Source organism: Pseudomonas sp. H9 (assembly GCF_004353925.1).
In the GTDB taxonomy this organism is placed as follows: Bacteria; Pseudomonadota; Gammaproteobacteria; order Pseudomonadales; family Pseudomonadaceae; genus Aquipseudomonas.
This window is the reverse complement of record NZ_SMOK01000011.1, coordinates 138,583-153,598: the sequence shown is the minus strand read 5'-3', so window position 1 is coordinate 153,598 and position 15,016 is coordinate 138,583. Positions and strand designations below refer to the sequence as shown.

At 62.5% G+C, this 15,016-nt stretch carries 15 protein-coding genes; 14 read left to right on the top strand and 1 reads right to left on the bottom strand.

All coding sequences use genetic code 11. The features are described from left to right. Positions 1 to 29 precede the first annotated feature (29 nt). The 14 genes from E1573_RS08710 (at position 30) to E1573_RS08645 (ending at position 13,145) form a co-directional block, all read left to right on the top strand. Positions 30 to 467, top strand: a complete 438-nt coding sequence (locus tag E1573_RS08710; protein ID WP_133212634.1) for a MaoC family dehydratase N-terminal domain-containing protein — start codon at positions 30 to 32, stop codon at positions 465 to 467. A 10-nt stretch (positions 468 to 477) separates the two neighbouring features. Further along, positions 478 to 894 carry a MaoC family dehydratase gene (locus tag E1573_RS08705; protein ID WP_177494571.1) on the top strand — a complete coding sequence of 139 codons (417 nt, stop codon included), beginning with the start codon at positions 478 to 480 and terminating at the stop codon, positions 892 to 894. A 26-nt stretch (positions 895 to 920) separates the two neighbouring features. Next, positions 921 to 1,754 carry an SDR family NAD(P)-dependent oxidoreductase gene (locus tag E1573_RS08700; protein ID WP_133212630.1) on the top strand — a complete coding sequence of 278 codons (834 nt, stop codon included), beginning with the start codon at positions 921 to 923 and terminating at the stop codon, positions 1,752 to 1,754. A gap of 393 nt (positions 1,755 to 2,147) precedes the next feature. Beyond that, the gene (locus E1573_RS08695) at positions 2,148 to 3,341 is read left to right on the top strand and encodes a lipid-transfer protein (RefSeq protein ID WP_133212628.1); all 1,194 of its coding nucleotides are present in this window, start codon (positions 2,148 to 2,150) and stop codon (positions 3,339 to 3,341) included. Positions 3,342 to 3,397: 56 nt separating this feature from the next. Beyond that, the gene (locus E1573_RS08690; protein WP_133212626.1) at positions 3,398 to 3,835 is read left to right on the top strand and encodes a MaoC family dehydratase N-terminal domain-containing protein; all 438 of its coding nucleotides are present in this window, start codon (positions 3,398 to 3,400) and stop codon (positions 3,833 to 3,835) included. 10 nt (positions 3,836 to 3,845) lie between these two features. Continuing rightward, entirely contained in the window at positions 3,846 to 4,262 is a 417-nt protein-coding gene (locus tag E1573_RS08685; RefSeq protein WP_133212624.1) for a MaoC family dehydratase, read from the top strand. 32 nt (positions 4,263 to 4,294) lie between these two features. Further along, on the top strand, positions 4,295 to 5,125 hold the full coding sequence (locus tag E1573_RS08680; RefSeq protein WP_133212622.1) for an SDR family NAD(P)-dependent oxidoreductase: 831 nt from the start codon (positions 4,295 to 4,297) through the stop codon (positions 5,123 to 5,125). Between the two features lie 17 nt (positions 5,126 to 5,142). Beyond that, positions 5,143 to 6,285, top strand: a complete 1,143-nt coding sequence (locus E1573_RS08675; protein ID WP_133212620.1) for an acyl-CoA dehydrogenase family protein — start codon at positions 5,143 to 5,145, stop codon at positions 6,283 to 6,285. Between the two features lie 77 nt (positions 6,286 to 6,362). Then, positions 6,363 to 7,196: an SDR family NAD(P)-dependent oxidoreductase gene (locus tag E1573_RS08670; RefSeq protein WP_133212618.1), complete on the top strand. Its 834-nt coding sequence runs from the start codon at positions 6,363 to 6,365 to the stop codon at positions 7,194 to 7,196. 124 nt (positions 7,197 to 7,320) lie between these two features. Beyond that, positions 7,321 to 9,027 (top strand): AMP-binding protein, encoded by a 1,707-nt coding sequence (locus tag E1573_RS08665; RefSeq protein ID WP_133212616.1) that lies wholly within the window; start codon positions 7,321 to 7,323, stop codon positions 9,025 to 9,027. A gap of 96 nt (positions 9,028 to 9,123) precedes the next feature. Next, positions 9,124 to 9,609 carry a MaoC family dehydratase N-terminal domain-containing protein gene (locus tag E1573_RS08660; RefSeq protein ID WP_133212614.1) on the top strand — a complete coding sequence of 162 codons (486 nt, stop codon included), beginning with the start codon at positions 9,124 to 9,126 and terminating at the stop codon, positions 9,607 to 9,609. 138 nt (positions 9,610 to 9,747) lie between these two features. Beyond that, a complete protein-coding gene (locus E1573_RS08655) occupies positions 9,748 to 10,887 on the top strand; it encodes an acyl-CoA dehydrogenase family protein (RefSeq protein WP_133212612.1) in 1,140 nt (379 codons plus the stop codon). Positions 10,888 to 10,947: 60 nt separating this feature from the next. Next, positions 10,948 to 11,526 carry a DUF2889 domain-containing protein gene (locus E1573_RS08650; RefSeq protein WP_133212610.1) on the top strand — a complete coding sequence of 193 codons (579 nt, stop codon included), beginning with the start codon at positions 10,948 to 10,950 and terminating at the stop codon, positions 11,524 to 11,526. 71 nt (positions 11,527 to 11,597) lie between these two features. Next, positions 11,598 to 13,145, top strand: coding sequence for an acyl-CoA synthetase (locus E1573_RS08645; protein ID WP_133212608.1), 1,548 nt, complete (start codon positions 11,598 to 11,600; stop codon positions 13,143 to 13,145). 244 nt (positions 13,146 to 13,389) lie between these two features. Here E1573_RS08645 and E1573_RS08640 read toward each other — a convergent pair whose 3' ends face one another. Then, positions 13,390 to 14,811 carry an aldehyde dehydrogenase family protein gene (locus tag E1573_RS08640; RefSeq protein ID WP_133212606.1) on the bottom strand — a complete coding sequence of 474 codons (1,422 nt, stop codon included), beginning with the start codon at positions 14,809 to 14,811 and terminating at the stop codon, positions 13,390 to 13,392. Positions 14,812 to 15,016 lie beyond the last annotated feature (205 nt).

The window sequence follows — 15,016 nt, the reverse complement described above, 5'->3', positions numbered from 1 at the left end:
GCCGGGCGCGCCACCCTAAGGAGTGATTCATGACCGACAAGAGCCTGATCGGGCACCCGCTCGGCACATTCAGCGTCGATGTGGAAAAAGGCCGCCTGCGTTTCTTCGCCAAGGCGACCGGCCAGAACGACCCGATCTACACCGATGAGGCTGCCGCCAAAGCCGCCGGCCACAAGGCCCTGCCGATGCCGCCGACCTTTCTGTTCTGCCTGGCTGGCGAAGGTGTCGACCGCGTGTCGCTGTTGAAGATGCTGAACTGGGACCTGGGGCGCATCCTGCACGCCGAGCAGTCCTTCACCTACCACAAGATGGCCTACGCCGGCGACGTGCTGACCTTCGAGACCCGCATTAGCGATATCTACGAGAAAAAAGGCGGCGCCTTGCAGTTCATGGTCCAGGAGACACGCGTGACCAACCAGGATGGCGAGCACATCGCCGATGTCCGTTGCTCGCTCGTGCAACGCTAAGGAGCCCGTCATGACCACTCAATTTTCCGATGTGAAGGTCGGTGACCAGATCCCGCCGCTGAAACTGCAGCCGGTCAACCGCACCACCCTGGCCCTGTACTGCGGTGCTTCGGGCGACCACAACCCGATCCACATCGACATCGACTTCGCCCGCAAGGCGCGCCAGCCCGATGTGTTCGCCCACGGCATGCTCTCGGCCGCCTACCTGGGCCGCCTGCTGACCAACTGGGTCCCGCAAGCGCAGCTCCGCAGCTTCTCCATGCGTTTTACCGGCATCACCCAGCTCGGCCACATCCCCACCTGCACCGGCAAGGTGGTGGAGAAATTCGAAGAGAACGGTGAACAGCGTGTGCGCTTGCAGATCTGCTGCGCCAACCAGTACGGCGAAGAAAAACTCGCCGGCGAAGCCATCGTCGCCCTGAACTAAAACAACCTGAACATAGGAAAACACCCATGAACAAGCTTCAAGACAAAGTCGCCCTGATCACCGGCTCCGGCCGTGGCATTGGCCGTAGCATCGCCCTGAAGATGGCCTCCGAAGGCGCCAGAGTGGTGGTCAACGACCTCGACCGCGAACCCGCCGAGGAAGTGGTTGCAGAAATCATCGCCGCCGGCGGCCAGGCCGTTGCCTGCGTTGGCAGTGTCACTGCGCCAGACTTTGCCGAGCGCTTCGTCAAGACCGCAGTCGATACCTACGGCGGCCTCGACATCATCGTCAACAACGCTGGCTTTACCTGGGACAACGTCATTCAGAAGATGACCGACGAGCAGTGGTACAGCGTCGTCGACTGCCACCTGACTGCACCATTCCGTATCCTGCGCGCAGCTCAACCTGTGATCAGCGCCCTGGCCAAGAAGGAAGCAGCGGAAGGCCGTGAAGTGTTCCGCAAGATCGTCAACATCTCCTCCGGCGCCGCCTCCGGCAACCCGGGCCAGTCCAACTACTCCGCAGCCAAGGCCGGTATTCTCGGCATGACCAAGACCCTGGCCAAGGAGTGGGGCCGTCTGAAGGTCAACGTCAACGCCGTAGCTTTCGGCCTGATCGAAACCCGCCTGACCCAGGCCCTGGCCGGCGACGAGAGCAAGACCGTGAACATCGAAGGCCGCGAGATCAAGGTCGGCGTGCAAAAGGCCATGCTCGAAGGCGCCGCCACCCGCATTCCACTGGGCCGTGCCGGCACTCCGGAAGAAGCCGCCGGTTGCGTCTACTCCTTCTGCACGCCAGAAATGAACTTCGTGTCCGGCCAGGTGATTTACTGCTCCGGCGGTGTCGTGGTGAACATGTAAACGCGACAAGGCTCCCCGGTCATTGCGCCGGGGCACCCTGAGCACAACAAAACCCCGGCGCCGCAGTGGCGCCGGGGTTTTGTCTGGCGCTAATCCCTCGCACCGTCCCTACAGGTGCCATTCAACTGCAAGTTCAACCTGACCATTGGCGAGTTGAGCCTCACCCCTGTGCCGCTGACGACAGCGCCACAATCCTGGGTGGCATAGCCAGGCGTCACCCGCTCGGAATCACTCTCGTTGCGAGGGTAATCAACCCCAGCCTGCGAAATCCCCCCCCGATGTGTGTAGCCCACCCACCTACCCATAGTTGGCAGGTCCCTCCGACAGCAACTCCATAGACGATTGAGCTCGAAGCGCCACAACTCGATACCAGCATTTGTCCGGAGCATACACATGAGTCAGAAAGTCATTGTCGGCGGCGTCGGCATGATCCCCTTCTCCAAACCCGGAGCAAGCCCGAGCTACACCGACATGGGCGCCGAAGCCGCCCGCCTGGCACTCAAGGATGCCGGCATTGCGTACGACCTGGTTCAACAGGCCTTCGTCGGCTACGTCTACGGTGACTCTACCTGCGGCCAGACCGCGCTGTACGAAGTAGGCCTGAGTGGTATCCCGATCACCAACGTCAACAACAACTGCTCCACCGGCTCCACCGCACTGTTCCTGGCACGCCAGCTGGTCGCGCTCGGTGGCGCCGAGTGCGTGCTGGCCGTGGGCTTCGAGCAGATGCAGGCCGGCGCGCTGAAAGCGCACTGGGATGACCGCGTACGGACCCGCGCTCGCTTCATGCCGATCCTCGACGAACTGACCGCCGATGCCGAAGGCGTTCCGCAGGCTTTGCGCGGCTTCGGTGGCGCCGGCCGTGAACACATGCGCAAGTACGGCACCAAACTGGAAACCTTCGCGGCGATCCGCGCCAAGGCCAGCCGCCATGCAGCCAACAACCCGCTGGCCCTGTTCAAGAATGTGGTCACCACCGAAGACGTGATGAACGACAAGGTGGTCTGGCCAGGCGTGATGACCCGCCTGATGGCCTGTCCACCAACCTGTGGCGCCGCCGCGGCGATCATCTGCACTGAAGCCTTCGCCAAGAAGCACAACATCCGCACCGATGTGCAGATCCTCGCGCAGTCGATGACCACCGACCCGGCCGAGTCCTTCAACTTCGCCGAGCCTTCGCTGATTTCCTACGTGGGCAGTCACATGGCCCACAACGCCGCCCAGCAGGTGTACGAAGCGGCCGGTGTCGGCCCGCTGGACATCCGCGTGGTCGAGCTGCACGACTGCTTCGCCCACAACGAACTGCTCACCTATGAAGCGCTGGGCCTGTGCCCGGTCGGTGGCGCTGAACAGTTTGTTCTCGACGCTGACAACACCTACGGCGGCCGCGTGGTCACCAACCCCTCCGGCGGCCTGCTCTCCAAAGGCCATCCGTTGGGCGCCACCGGCCTGGCGCAGTGCTACGAGCTGACCCACCAACTGCGCGGCAGCGCTGGGGCGCGCCAGGTCGAAGGCCTGCACCACGCGCTGCAGCACAACCTCGGCCTGGGCGGCGCCTGCATCGTCACCCTGTACGGCAAGAACTGACCCCGCCTCCGGGCGCGCCGCGCAAGGCGCGACTTACAACAAGAAGGAAAACAGCAATGGCAGACAAACGCCTGATCGGTCACAAGACCGGCACACACAACGTCGACGTGGAGAAGGGCCGCCTGCGCTTCTTCGCCAAGGCCACCGGCCAGAACGACCCGATCTACACCGACGAAGGCGCCGCCAAAGCCGCCGGCCACAAGGGCCTGCCGGTACCGCCGAGTTTTCTCAAGTGCCTGGAAGGCGAAGGCCGTGACCTGAGCGCCACCCTCAAGCTGCTGGGCTGGGACCTGGGCCGCATCCTGCACGCCGAACAGTCCTTTACCTACCACAACATGGCCTACGCCGGCGACGTACTGACCTTCGACGGCTTCATCTCGGATGTGTACGAGAAAAAAGGCGGCGCCTTGCAGTTTTGTGTCTTCGAGTGCCGCGTGACCAACCAGGATGGCGAGCACATCGCCGACATTCGCTCTTCCCTTGTACAGCGCTAAGGAGCCTGCCATGACCACTCAATTTTCCGATGTACAGATCGGTGATCAGATCCCGCCGCTGAAACTGCAGCCGGTCAACCGCACGACCCTGGCCCTGTATTGCGGCGCTTCGGGCGACCACAACCCGATTCACATCGACATCGACTTTGCCCGCAAGGCGCGCCAGCCCGATGTGTTCGCCCACGGCATGCTCTCGGCCGCTTACCTCGGCCGCCTGCTGACCAACTGGGTCCCGCAAGCGCAGCTCCGCAGTTTCTCCATGCGTTTTACCGGCATCACCCAGCTCGGCCACATCCCTACCTGCACCGGTCAGGTGGTGGAGAAGTTTGAAGAGCAGGGTGAAAAGCGTGTGCGCCTGCAGATCCGCTGCGCCAACCAGTACGGCGAGGAAAAACTCGCCGGCGAAGCCGTGGTCGCCCTGGCCTGAAACCTCCTAACCACATTGACAGGAACACAATAATGAGAAAGCTCGAAGGTAAAGTTGCCCTGGTTACCGGCTCCGGCCGTGGTATCGGCCGTGAGGTCGCCGTGCAACTGGCCGCTTACGGCGCCAAGCTGGTGGTCAACGACCTGGATCAGGCGCCAGCCGATGAAGTGGTCGCCGAAATCCGCGCCGCTGGTGGTGAGGCCGTTGCCTGTGTCGGCAGCGTTACCGCGCCAGACTTCGCCGATCGCTTCGTGGCAACGGCAGTGAAGAGCTTCGGCGGCATCGACATCATCGTCAACAACGCCGGCTTCACCTGGGACAACGTCATCCAGAAGATGACCGACGAACAATGGTACGCGATCATCGACTGCCATTTGACCGCACCGTTCCGCATCCTGCGCGCTGCCCAGCCGGTCATCAGCGCCGCTGCCAAGGCCGAAGCCGCCGAGGGCAAGGAAGTGTTGCGCAAGATCGTCAACATCTCGTCCAGCGCTGCCGGCGGTAACGCGGGCCAGACCAACTACTCCTCGGCCAAAGCCGGCATCCTCGGCATGACCAAGACCCTTTCCAAGGAATGGGGCCGCCTGAAGGTCAACGTCAACGCCGTGGCCTTCGGCCTGATCGAAACCCGCCTGACCCAGGCCCTGGCCGGCGACGACAGCAAAACCGTGAACATCGAAGGCCGCGAGATCAAGGTCGGTGTCCAGCAGTCCATGCTCGAGGGCGCCAGCCGCATGATTCCGCTGGGTCGCGCCGGTACGCCAACCGAAGCCGCAGGCTCGGTGGTCATGCTGTGCTTGCCAGAGGCCAACTACGTATCCGGCCAGACCATTATTTGCGGTGGTGGCTTCGGCGCCGTCTGACTTCAGGAGAAGCTACCATGCTGGACAACTACCGCTCCCCCTGGATGACCGAAGAACTCGATCAGTTCTCCGACCAGGTCAAACGCTTTGCCAAAGAGTACGTCGAGCCTAATGTACTCAAGTGGCGCGAGCAGAAATTCGCTGACCGCAAAGCGTGGCTCAAGGCTGGCGAACTGGGTCTGATCCTGCCTTCGGTGCCCGAAGAATACGGCGGCTCCGGTGGCCATGTCGGCCACTATATCTGTGTCATGCAACAGCTCAATCACCTGGGCAGCGGCCTGGGCCTGGGCCTGAGCTATATCGTCGCCCACTACATCCTCGACTCGGGCACCGAGGCACAGAAGCAACACTGGCTGCCGAAAATCGCCTCCGGTGAAGTGATCTGCGCCGTGGCCATGACTGAGCCTGGTGCTGGCTCCGACCTGCAGTCAGTGCGTACACGCGCCGTCAAGCAAGGCAACAAGTACATCATCAACGGCGCCAAGACCTTCATCTCCAACGGCCAGACCTGCGACATGGTACTGGTGGTGGCCAAGACCGACCTGGCCGCCGGTGCCAAGGGCGTCTCGCTGTTCATGGTTGACACCCGTACCCCGGGCTTCCGCCGTGGCCAGTGCCTGGAGAAAATCGGCATGCACGCTCAGGACACTTCGGAGATGTTCTTCGACGACGTCGAAGTTTCCGAAGAGTGCCTGCTCGGTGGCGTCGAGGGGCGCGGCTTCTACACCTTGATGAGCCAACTGGCTTACGAGCGCGCGCAGATCGGTGTCAATGCCGTGACCATCATGCAACACGCCTTCGAGCTGACCGTCGAGTACACCAAGGACCGCAAGGTGTTCGACAAACGGGTGATCGACTTCCAGAACAGCCGCTTCGTCCTCGCCGATCTCAAGGCCACCATCCTGGCGGCGAGAACCTTCGCCGACCACATCATCCAGAAGTGGATCGACGGCAGCCTGGACACCGTCACCGCCTCGATGGGCAAGTTCTGGCTGACCGAGCGCCAGTGTGAAGTCGTCGACAAGTGCCTGCAGCTGTTCGGTGGCTACGGCTACATGAACGAATACCCGATCGCCCGCCTCTACGCCGACTCGCGCATCGCCCGTATCTACGGCGGTTCCAACGAGATCCAGCGCGAAGTGGTCGGCCGCTCGCTGTAACCCTTTCAAGTGGCCGGCGCCTTGCGCCCGGCCACACCTGTGTCCCCGACGCACACCACAGCATCAGGAGAACATTCATGAATAACCTCGAAGGCAAAGTTGCCATCGTGACCGGCTCCGGCCGCGGTATCGGCCGCGCCGTGGCCCTGAAACTCGCCCGTCACGGCGCCAAAGTAGTGGTCAACGACCTTGACATGGCACCGGCCGAAGAAGTGATTGCAGAAATTCGTGCGCTCGGCAGCGACGCTGTCGCCTGCTGCGGTAACGTCGCCGCGGCCGACTTCGGCGAGCGCTGCGTGAAAACTGCGCTGGACGCCTTCGGCCGCATCGACATCATCGTCAACAACGCCGGCTTCACCTGGGACAACGTCATCCAGAAGATGTCCGACGAGCAGTGGGACGCCATCATCGATTGCCACCTGAAGGCCCCGTTCCTGCTACTGCGCGCTGCCTTCCCCTACTTGCGTGAAGCGGCCAAGGCCGAAGCCGAAGCGGGCCAGGAAGTGTTCCGCAAAGTGATTAACATCTCGTCCATCGCCGGCACCCAGGGCAACGTTGGCCAAGCCAACTACTCCTCGGCCAAGGCCGGCCTGATCGGCCTGACCAAAACCCTGGCCAAGGAGTGGGGTCGCCTTAAGGTCAACGTCAACTGCGTGGCCTTCGCCGCCATCGAAACCCGCCTGACTCAAGCGGTGGCGCCCGGCGAAGTGAAGACCGTGAGCGTCGAGGGCCGTGAAATCCGGGTCGGCGTTCCAGCCGACAAAGTGGCCGCTGCCGCTGCGCAGATCCCTATGGGCCGCTTGGGAACCATCGAAGAAGCAGCAGGCTCGGTGTACATGTTCTGCATCCCCGAGTCCAACTACGTCAGCGGCCAGACCATCATCTGCGGTGGCGGCCGCGGCGGTTTCTGATACCCATGTTCCGGGGATGCTGGCGCACCGGCACCCTCCTCCACAACAAGAACTCCCCGGCCCGGCGCTGCGCCGCCAGCGCACGCCCGCGGCTCGTCAAGAGAAGACCCAGAGAAGCGTCGCCATGCCCAAATTGACTCGACATTACGCACACTGGCCGAAAGGCGTTCCCCACACCCTGGAGACCCCCGACCGTCATCTGTTCAGCTTTCTCGAGGACAGCGCCAAGGCGGCGCCCGACAAGACTGCGATCTACTACTACGGGCGCCAGATCAGTTTTCGCCAATTGCATCAGGCCAGCCTCAACCTCGCCGGCTACTTGCAACAACACCTTGGCGTACGGCGCGGCGATCGTGTCTTGCTGCTGATGCAGAACTGCCCGCAGTTCGCCATTGCCTACTACGCCATCCTGCGCTGTGACGCCGTGGTGGTGGCCATGAGCCCGATGAGCACCGCCGAAGAAGTTGGCCACTACGCCGAGGATTCCGGGGCGCGCGTGCTGCTGGCCAGCCAGGAGCTGCTCGCCAACGCCCTGCCGCTGCTCGACGATGGCCGCCTGGAGGCCTGCATCGTCAGCGCGCCCCAACAGTTCGCCGGTCAACCGCACGACGTGCCGTTCATGGACATCCCCGAATTCGTCCGCGAGCCACGCCGCGCACAAAACCACCCTCGGCTGCACGAGCTGGCCGATGCCCTGCAGGCCGGGCTCACGCCCGGCGCCGTGCAGAACCGCGGCAGCGACCTGGCGATCCTCGGTTACACCTCCGGCACCACTGGCAAGCCCAAAGGCGCCATGCTGTTGCACAGCCACCTGATTCTGTCTTCGCTGCAACGCTCGATCTGGATGCCTGAAGGCGACGATTACATCTCGCTGTCGGTGCTGCCAGTCAGCCACCTGGCCGGCATGAGCATCCTCAACCAAGCAATGCTCACCACCGGATCTCTGGTGATGCTGTCGCGCTGGGACTGCAACGCGGTGGTCGAACTGATCGAGCGCCTGCGCATCACCAGCGTGGGGGTGGTTACGCCAATGGTCGCAGAGATGTTCGCCCGTGACGATATCAACCGTCGCGACCTGTCGTCGATCCGCCGTATCTACGGTGGCGCCACGGCCATGCCCGAAGCGCTGGCCGCTGCGATCGAACAGCGCCTGGGCATTGCTTTTGTCGAGGGCTACGGGATGACTGAGTCGTGCGGCGGTAGTCATGTCAACCCGCCGGATGCAGCACGCCGCCAGTGTGGCGGCATTGCGCAGATCAACGTCGATGCACGGATCATCGATCCCGACACTGGCGTCGAACTGGGGCCAAACCAACCAGGCGAGATCGTCATCAACTCGCCCACCGTGTTCAGCGGTTACTGGAATCGTCCGCAGGCCACCCTTGAGGCGTTTATCGAACTGGACGGTAAGCCCTTCCTGCGCACAGGCGACATAGGCTACTTCGATGATGACGGCTACTTCTACATCACTGATCGCCTCAAGCGAATGATCAATGCCTCTGGCCTCAAGGTCTGGCCAGCCGAGATCGAGACGGCCCTGTACGCCCACCCGGCGGTACAGGAAGCCTGTGTGATTTCTGCGTTCGACCCCAAACGCGGTGAGACCGTCAAGGCGCTGGTTATCCTCCGTCCAGCTGCGCGCGGCACGCTGCAGGAAGCCGAGCTTGGCGAATGGGCCAGGACCCGCATGGCGGCCTACAAGGTGCCGCGCATTATCGAGTTCGTCGACTGCTTGCCGAAGACCAACACCGGCAAGACCCTGTGGCGTGAACTGCAGCGCGAGCAGGACGAACGCGACCGTGCGCTACGCCCGGCGCCCCTGCCTGCCTGAAAACCGCAGTCGCCCCGCTCAACTGCGGGGCGGCGCTGCACCTCACTGCCGGGATACATCACGGCTGCCCAATGCCTGTCGAGGAATTCGCCGATCATGAATGCCAAGCAAGACCTGCTGAAACTGGAAGTGGATATCTACTGGGACGACCTGCCAGTGGGTACGTGCTTTCACTCGCGCAAACGCACGGTTACCGAAACCGACCTGGTGAACTTCGTCAACCTTGCCTGGCTGGGTGAGGAGCTGTTTGCCAATGCCGACCCGGAAGATCGCGCCGCCATGCCCATCACCGGCCGTGTGGTGCCCGGGGCGCTGACCTATGTGTTCGCCGAGGGCCTGACCACGCCATCATTTCAGGTTGCGGGCCTGGCCTTCCTCGGCACCAGCCTGGAAATCCAGGGCCCGACACTGGTGGGCGATACCTTGCACGTACAGTGCGAGGTGATTGAGCAGCGCATGACCTCCAAGCCCGGCCGCGGGCTGGTACGCACCCGCAACCTGGTGGTCAATCAGCACGGCAAAACCGTGCTCACTTACTGCCCGCTACGCCTGATGCGTACCCGCGACAACCCACATGCCTAAACCCCGCCCCGGCCACAGTTGCCGGGGCTTTGCGCTCCCACCCAACGTGGGGAGGAGTTTTAAGGGCCCAACGGCCGCACGATTTATCCAGTCCGAAACCGGCCGTCAGGGTCGGCAAACCCAACACTGGAGCCTTCTATGCAAGTCACCCGTAATCTCTTCCGTGAAGACCACGAAATGCTGCGCGAAACCGCTCGCCGCTTCTTTGAGCGCGAGTGCGTGCCACGTCAGGCCGAGTGGGACAAAGCCGGTAAAGTCGACCGCGAAACCTGGCTCAAAGCCGGTCGCGAAGGCCTGCTGTGCACCATGATTTCCGAGGAGTACGGCGGCGGTGGCGGTGACTTCGGCCACGCCACTGTGATCACCGAAGAAGTACACCGCGCGGGCGTCTCGGGGGTAGGTTTCGGCCTGCACTCAGACGTCATCGCCATGTACATCGACCGCCTGGGTAGCGAAGAACAGAAACACCAATGGCTGCCGGCCATTTGCCGTGGTGAGAACATCCTCGCCATCGCCATGAGCGAGCCGGGTGGCGGTTCCGACCTCAAGGCCCTGCGCACCACCGCAGTACGCGACGGTGACGAATACGTCATCAACGGCAGCAAGACCTTCATCAGCAACGCCTTCAACTGCGACACCGTGCTGCTGGCCTGCAAAACCGACCCAGCCGCCGGCGCCAAGGGCGTCAGCCTGATCCTGGTGGAAGCCAGCCGCGCCGGTTTCACCCGTGGCCGCAAGCTGGAGAAGGTCGGTCAGCCGGCCTCCGATACCGGCGAGCTGTTCTTCGACAACGTCCGGGTACCGGTAAGCAACCGGCTTGGCGAGGAAGGCAAAGGTTTCGTCTACATGATGGAAGAGCTGCCGACCGAGCGCTTGTACATCGGTGTTTACGCTGCGATTCAGCTTGAGCGCCTGCTCAACCTGACCGTCGATTACGTCAAGGACCGCAAGGCTTTCGGCCAGTCGGTCTGGGACTTCCAGAACACCAAATTCAAACTGGCCGACGCCAAGGCCGCCGCAATCGCCGTGCGCACCCTGGTGGACTACTACATCGGCGAGCGCATGAAGCGCAAGCTGACAGTCGAAGAAGCAGCGATCGTCAAGTTGTATGCCACCGAAACCCTGTGGAAGCACCTGGACGACATGGTCCAGCTACATGGCGGCTATGGCTACATGCTGGAGTACCCGATCGCCCGCGCCTTCTCCGACTTGCGCGTGTCCCGCGTGGTCGGCGGCGCCAACGAAGTCCAGCGCGAGCTGATCGCCCGCAAGCTGTAAGCAGATCAACCCGGGCCGCCCCGTGCGGCCCGTCCTCCACCCTGGAACATAGGTGAGAAGTTGAATTCGACACCCGTCTCCCGCGACCTTGTGCATACCCGAGAAATCATCTGCCAAGGCTTTCGACGCAGCGATGGCCTGGTGGACATCGAAGGCCGCCTCCAGGACATCGCCAACCTGAAAAGCGATACCCCCTACCACCCGGTCGAGATTGGCGAGGCCTTGCATGACATGCGCCTGGTGATGACGCTGGACAGCGACATGGTGATCCAGGCCATAACCGCGTACACCGACACCGGCGCTACGCCGATCTGTGACCGGATCTGCCCGGCCTACACCAGCCTGAACGGGCTGCGCATCGGCCCTGGGTTCAAACAGCAGGTCAAGGCACGGGTTGGCGGCGTTCAAGGTTGCACACACCTGACCGAGTTGCTCGAACGCATGGCCAGCGCCGCCATGCAAGTGCGTTTCACCCTCGCCCGCGCCGAACGTTGCAAACACCCACAAAGCGCGCAGGCACCGATCAAGGTCAACAGTTGGGTGATCGATACCTGCCATGCCTATCGCAGCGACAGCGAGCTTGTCCGACAAATTGCCACCAGCGACGCATCACCGCCAGACGCCAAAAACAACAACTGAATCCCACCTGCACCCTGAGCACGTGGGCCCCACTGGCAAGCACCACCGACGTATAAAGAGCCGTATTACTCATGGACAATGCAAAATACCTGGGCGACTTTGCCCGCCTGACTCCGGACAAACCTGCCGTCATCAACGGCAGCACCGCCGAGCAAATCACCTACCGCGAACTTGATCAGCGCTCCAATCGCCTGGCCCACTACCTGCTGGACGCCGGCCTGCGACATGGCGACCGCATCGCTGTGTTCCTGGAGAACCACATCCGCTGTTTCGAAGTGTGCTGGGCAGCGCTGCGCTCCGGCCTGCAGATCGTCACGATCAATCGCTTCCTGACTACCGACGAAGCTGCCTACATCGTCAATGACAGCGGCGCTAAAGCCCTGGTGACCTCCTGGGCCCTGCGCAACGTCGCCAGCGAATTGCCGCCGCTGATTCCCGACTGCCCGAACCGACTGATGATCGACGGCAACATCGACGGCTGGAGTCGCTTCGAGGATGCAGTCGCCACCTTCTCCAGCGAACCTCTCAGCGAGCAATGGCTGGGCGGCCTGATGCTGTACAGCTCGGGTACCACCGGCCGACCGAAAGGCATCTACCGTACGATGCCCAAGACCAATGCCACTGCCGGCCTGCCGTTGAGCCCGGTCTTGAGAATGTGCGGCTTCAACGCTGACTCGGTCTTTCTGTCTACTGCGCCGCTGTACCACTCCGCCCCCATCGGTAACTCACTGAGCATGCAATGCATCGGCGCTACCCTGGTGTTCATGGAGAAATTCGATGCCCTGCAGTCGCTGGAGCTGATCGAGCGTTACCGCGTCACCCATAGCCAATGGGTGCCGACGATGTTTGTGCGCCTGCTCAAGCTCAGCGAAGCCGAGCGTCGCCGCCACGACCTCTCCAGCCTGCGCCTGGCCAACCACTCGGCTGCGCCTTGCCCGCTCGACGTCAAACGCCAGATGATCGACTGGTGGGGGCCGATTCTGGTCGAATACTACGGTGCCACTGAAACCGGTGCGGTCACAGCCCTCGACAGCCAGCAGTGGCTGCAGCACCCAGGCTCGGTCGGCCACCCGATTCCCGGGGTGACACTGCACATCTGTGACGACGACGGCATCGAGCAGCCAATCGGCAGCGCCGGGCTGATCTACATCGAGCGCGATCAGCCAGGTTACGTCTACCATAACGATCCGAAGAAAACCCGCGAGTCCCGCCATCCTCAGCATGACAATTGGTGCTGCGCCGGCGATATCGGTTACCTGGACGAGGACGGCTACCTGTACCTCACCGACCGCAAGTCGTTCATGATCATTTCCGGGGGCGTCAACATCTACCCGCAAGCCATCGAAAACGCCTTGGTCATGCACGCCAGCGTCGATGACGCCGCGGTGATCGGCGTGCCCAACGCCGAGATGGGTGAAGAAGTAAAGGCCATCATCCAGCCCATGCCCGGACTCGTCGCCTCCGACGACCTGTCGCGCGAACTGTTGGCCTTCCTTGATGGCAAGATTGCTCGTTACATGATGCCGCGCTCCATCGAATTCATGGAGCAACTGCCGCGCCTGCCCACCGGCAAGCTCTACAAGCAACAACTGCGTGAACGCTACTGGCCCAAGGCCTGAGTAGCGGTAACCGCTCCTACCTGAGTCCACGCAAAAGGATCGCCTGCCCACCGGCAAGGCCCAGGGCTTGAGTAGCGGGAAAGAGCCAGGCAATAGCGCTGACTCCCACATCCTGCGGTACCGGTGGGAGCGGGCTTGCCCCGCGATTAGGGTTGCCTGCTAAATCGCTTCGCGGGGCAAGCCCGCTCCTACCTAGGTCTGAGCCTGCCTGCTGCGTCAACGACGCAGGCAGGCCTGCGCAGGATCACTGGGCGATGGACTTGTATTCGAGGTACTCATGCAAGCCATAGACCCCCAGCTCGCGGCCGTTACCCGACTGCTTGTAACCGCCAAATGGCGCACCTGGGTCGGTTTGTGCGCCATTGATACGGACCATCCCGGCGCGCAAACGACCGGCTACACGACGGGCACGCGCCGGATTGCACGACCAGACATACGCGGCCAGCCCGTACGGGGAGTCGTTGGCGATGGCAACCGCTTCGTCCTCGGTGTCGTATGGAATCAGGGTCAGTACCGGGCCAAAGATTTCTTCACGGGCAACGATCGAATCGTTGGTGGCGCTGGCGAATACCGTCGGGCGTACAAAATAGCCCTTCTCCACGCCCTCTGGCAGCCCAGCCCCCCCTGCAACCAGCTCGACACCTTCTTCGATACCAAGCCCGATCAACTTCTGCACTTTCTCGAACTGCGGGCGGTTGGCCATCGAGCCTACCTTGAATTCCTCACGGGTCGGATCGCCCGCCGGCATGGCCGCAACCACTGCCGCGGCAATCGCCTTGGCCTGCTCGTGCAGCACACGCGGTACCAACAGTCGGGTCGGCGCCACGCAGGTCTGCCCGGAGTTGACCATTACGCTGACCACACACTCCTTCACCGCCGACGGCAGATCGGCGTCATCGAGAATCAGGAACGGCGATTTACCACCAAGCTCCAGCAGCACGCGCTTGACGGTCGGCGCGGCAGCCTTGGACACCTCGACCCCGGCCCGGGTCGAGCCGGTCAGGGAAATCACGTCTACCTCTGGGTGACTGGCCAACGCCGCACCAACCACCGGCCCTGCGCCGTAGACCATGTTGAACACACCTGCCGGGACCCCCGCCTCGTGCAAGATCTCGGCGAAGATCCGGGCGTCCAGAGGGGCAAACTCGGATGGCTTGTGCACCACGGTGCAACCGGCAGCCAAGGCAGAGCTGACCTTGCCGGCCACGGTACCGATCGGCCAGTTCCACGGGGTGATCAACGCTGCGACACCCATGGCCTCGCTGACCACCTCGGTATTGCCGATCTTTTTACTGAATTCGATTTCCTTCAGCGCATCAATAGCGCTCTTCATGAAGTACAGGCCCATCGGCGCCTGACGGCCGGTAGCCAGCCACTGCGGCGCACCGATCTCTTCGTGGATGGCCTGAGCAATATCGCCCTGGCGGGCCATGTACAACTCCATCACCTTGCCCAGCAACGCCAGGCGTTCTTCTCGGCTGGTTGCAGACCAGGCCGGGAACGCGGCACGTGCGGCCGCTACAGCGCGGTCCACGTCCGCTTCGCTGCCCAGCGCCACGGTGCCGATCACCGCCTCAGTGGCCGGGTTGACGATGTCGAGCATATCGGCACCGGCGACCGGGTCGACCCACTGACCATTGATGTAGAACTGATTCAGTTGATGCACGTGCAAATCTCCAGATGCGCGGCGTGGCCTGCTGGCCAGCACCGTATGGGCTTGTCATTGTTCTTGTTGTCGTTTCATCGCCTCCTGCAACCGCGACAGGAACATGCGGGCGCTGGAGCAGGTCTTCCAACCATCAGACTGATAAAACTCGAAACGCAACGCCCCACCCCACGATGGGTAGGTGTTCGCCAGGTCTTGAGGATTG

Coding starts and splice junctions, on each gene's coding strand:
- E1573_RS08700 (WP_133212630.1), top strand. CDS start 921: ATGAACAAGCTTCAAGACAAAGTCGCCCTGATCACCGGCTCCGGCCGT.
- E1573_RS08685 (WP_133212624.1), top strand. CDS start 3,846: ATGACCACTCAATTTTCCGATGTACAGATCGGTGATCAGATCCCGCCG.
- E1573_RS08655 (WP_133212612.1), top strand. CDS start 9,748: ATGCAAGTCACCCGTAATCTCTTCCGTGAAGACCACGAAATGCTGCGC.
- E1573_RS08645 (WP_133212608.1), top strand. CDS start 11,598: ATGGACAATGCAAAATACCTGGGCGACTTTGCCCGCCTGACTCCGGAC.
- E1573_RS08670 (WP_133212618.1), top strand. CDS start 6,363: ATGAATAACCTCGAAGGCAAAGTTGCCATCGTGACCGGCTCCGGCCGC.
- E1573_RS08680 (WP_133212622.1), top strand. CDS start 4,295: ATGAGAAAGCTCGAAGGTAAAGTTGCCCTGGTTACCGGCTCCGGCCGT.
- E1573_RS08695 (WP_133212628.1), top strand. CDS start 2,148: ATGAGTCAGAAAGTCATTGTCGGCGGCGTCGGCATGATCCCCTTCTCC.
- E1573_RS08705 (WP_177494571.1), top strand. CDS start 478: ATGACCACTCAATTTTCCGATGTGAAGGTCGGTGACCAGATCCCGCCG.
- E1573_RS08690 (WP_133212626.1), top strand. CDS start 3,398: ATGGCAGACAAACGCCTGATCGGTCACAAGACCGGCACACACAACGTC.
- E1573_RS08660 (WP_133212614.1), top strand. CDS start 9,124: ATGAATGCCAAGCAAGACCTGCTGAAACTGGAAGTGGATATCTACTGG.
- E1573_RS08675 (WP_133212620.1), top strand. CDS start 5,143: ATGCTGGACAACTACCGCTCCCCCTGGATGACCGAAGAACTCGATCAG.
- E1573_RS08710 (WP_133212634.1), top strand. CDS start 30: ATGACCGACAAGAGCCTGATCGGGCACCCGCTCGGCACATTCAGCGTC.
- E1573_RS08665 (WP_133212616.1), top strand. CDS start 7,321: ATGCCCAAATTGACTCGACATTACGCACACTGGCCGAAAGGCGTTCCC.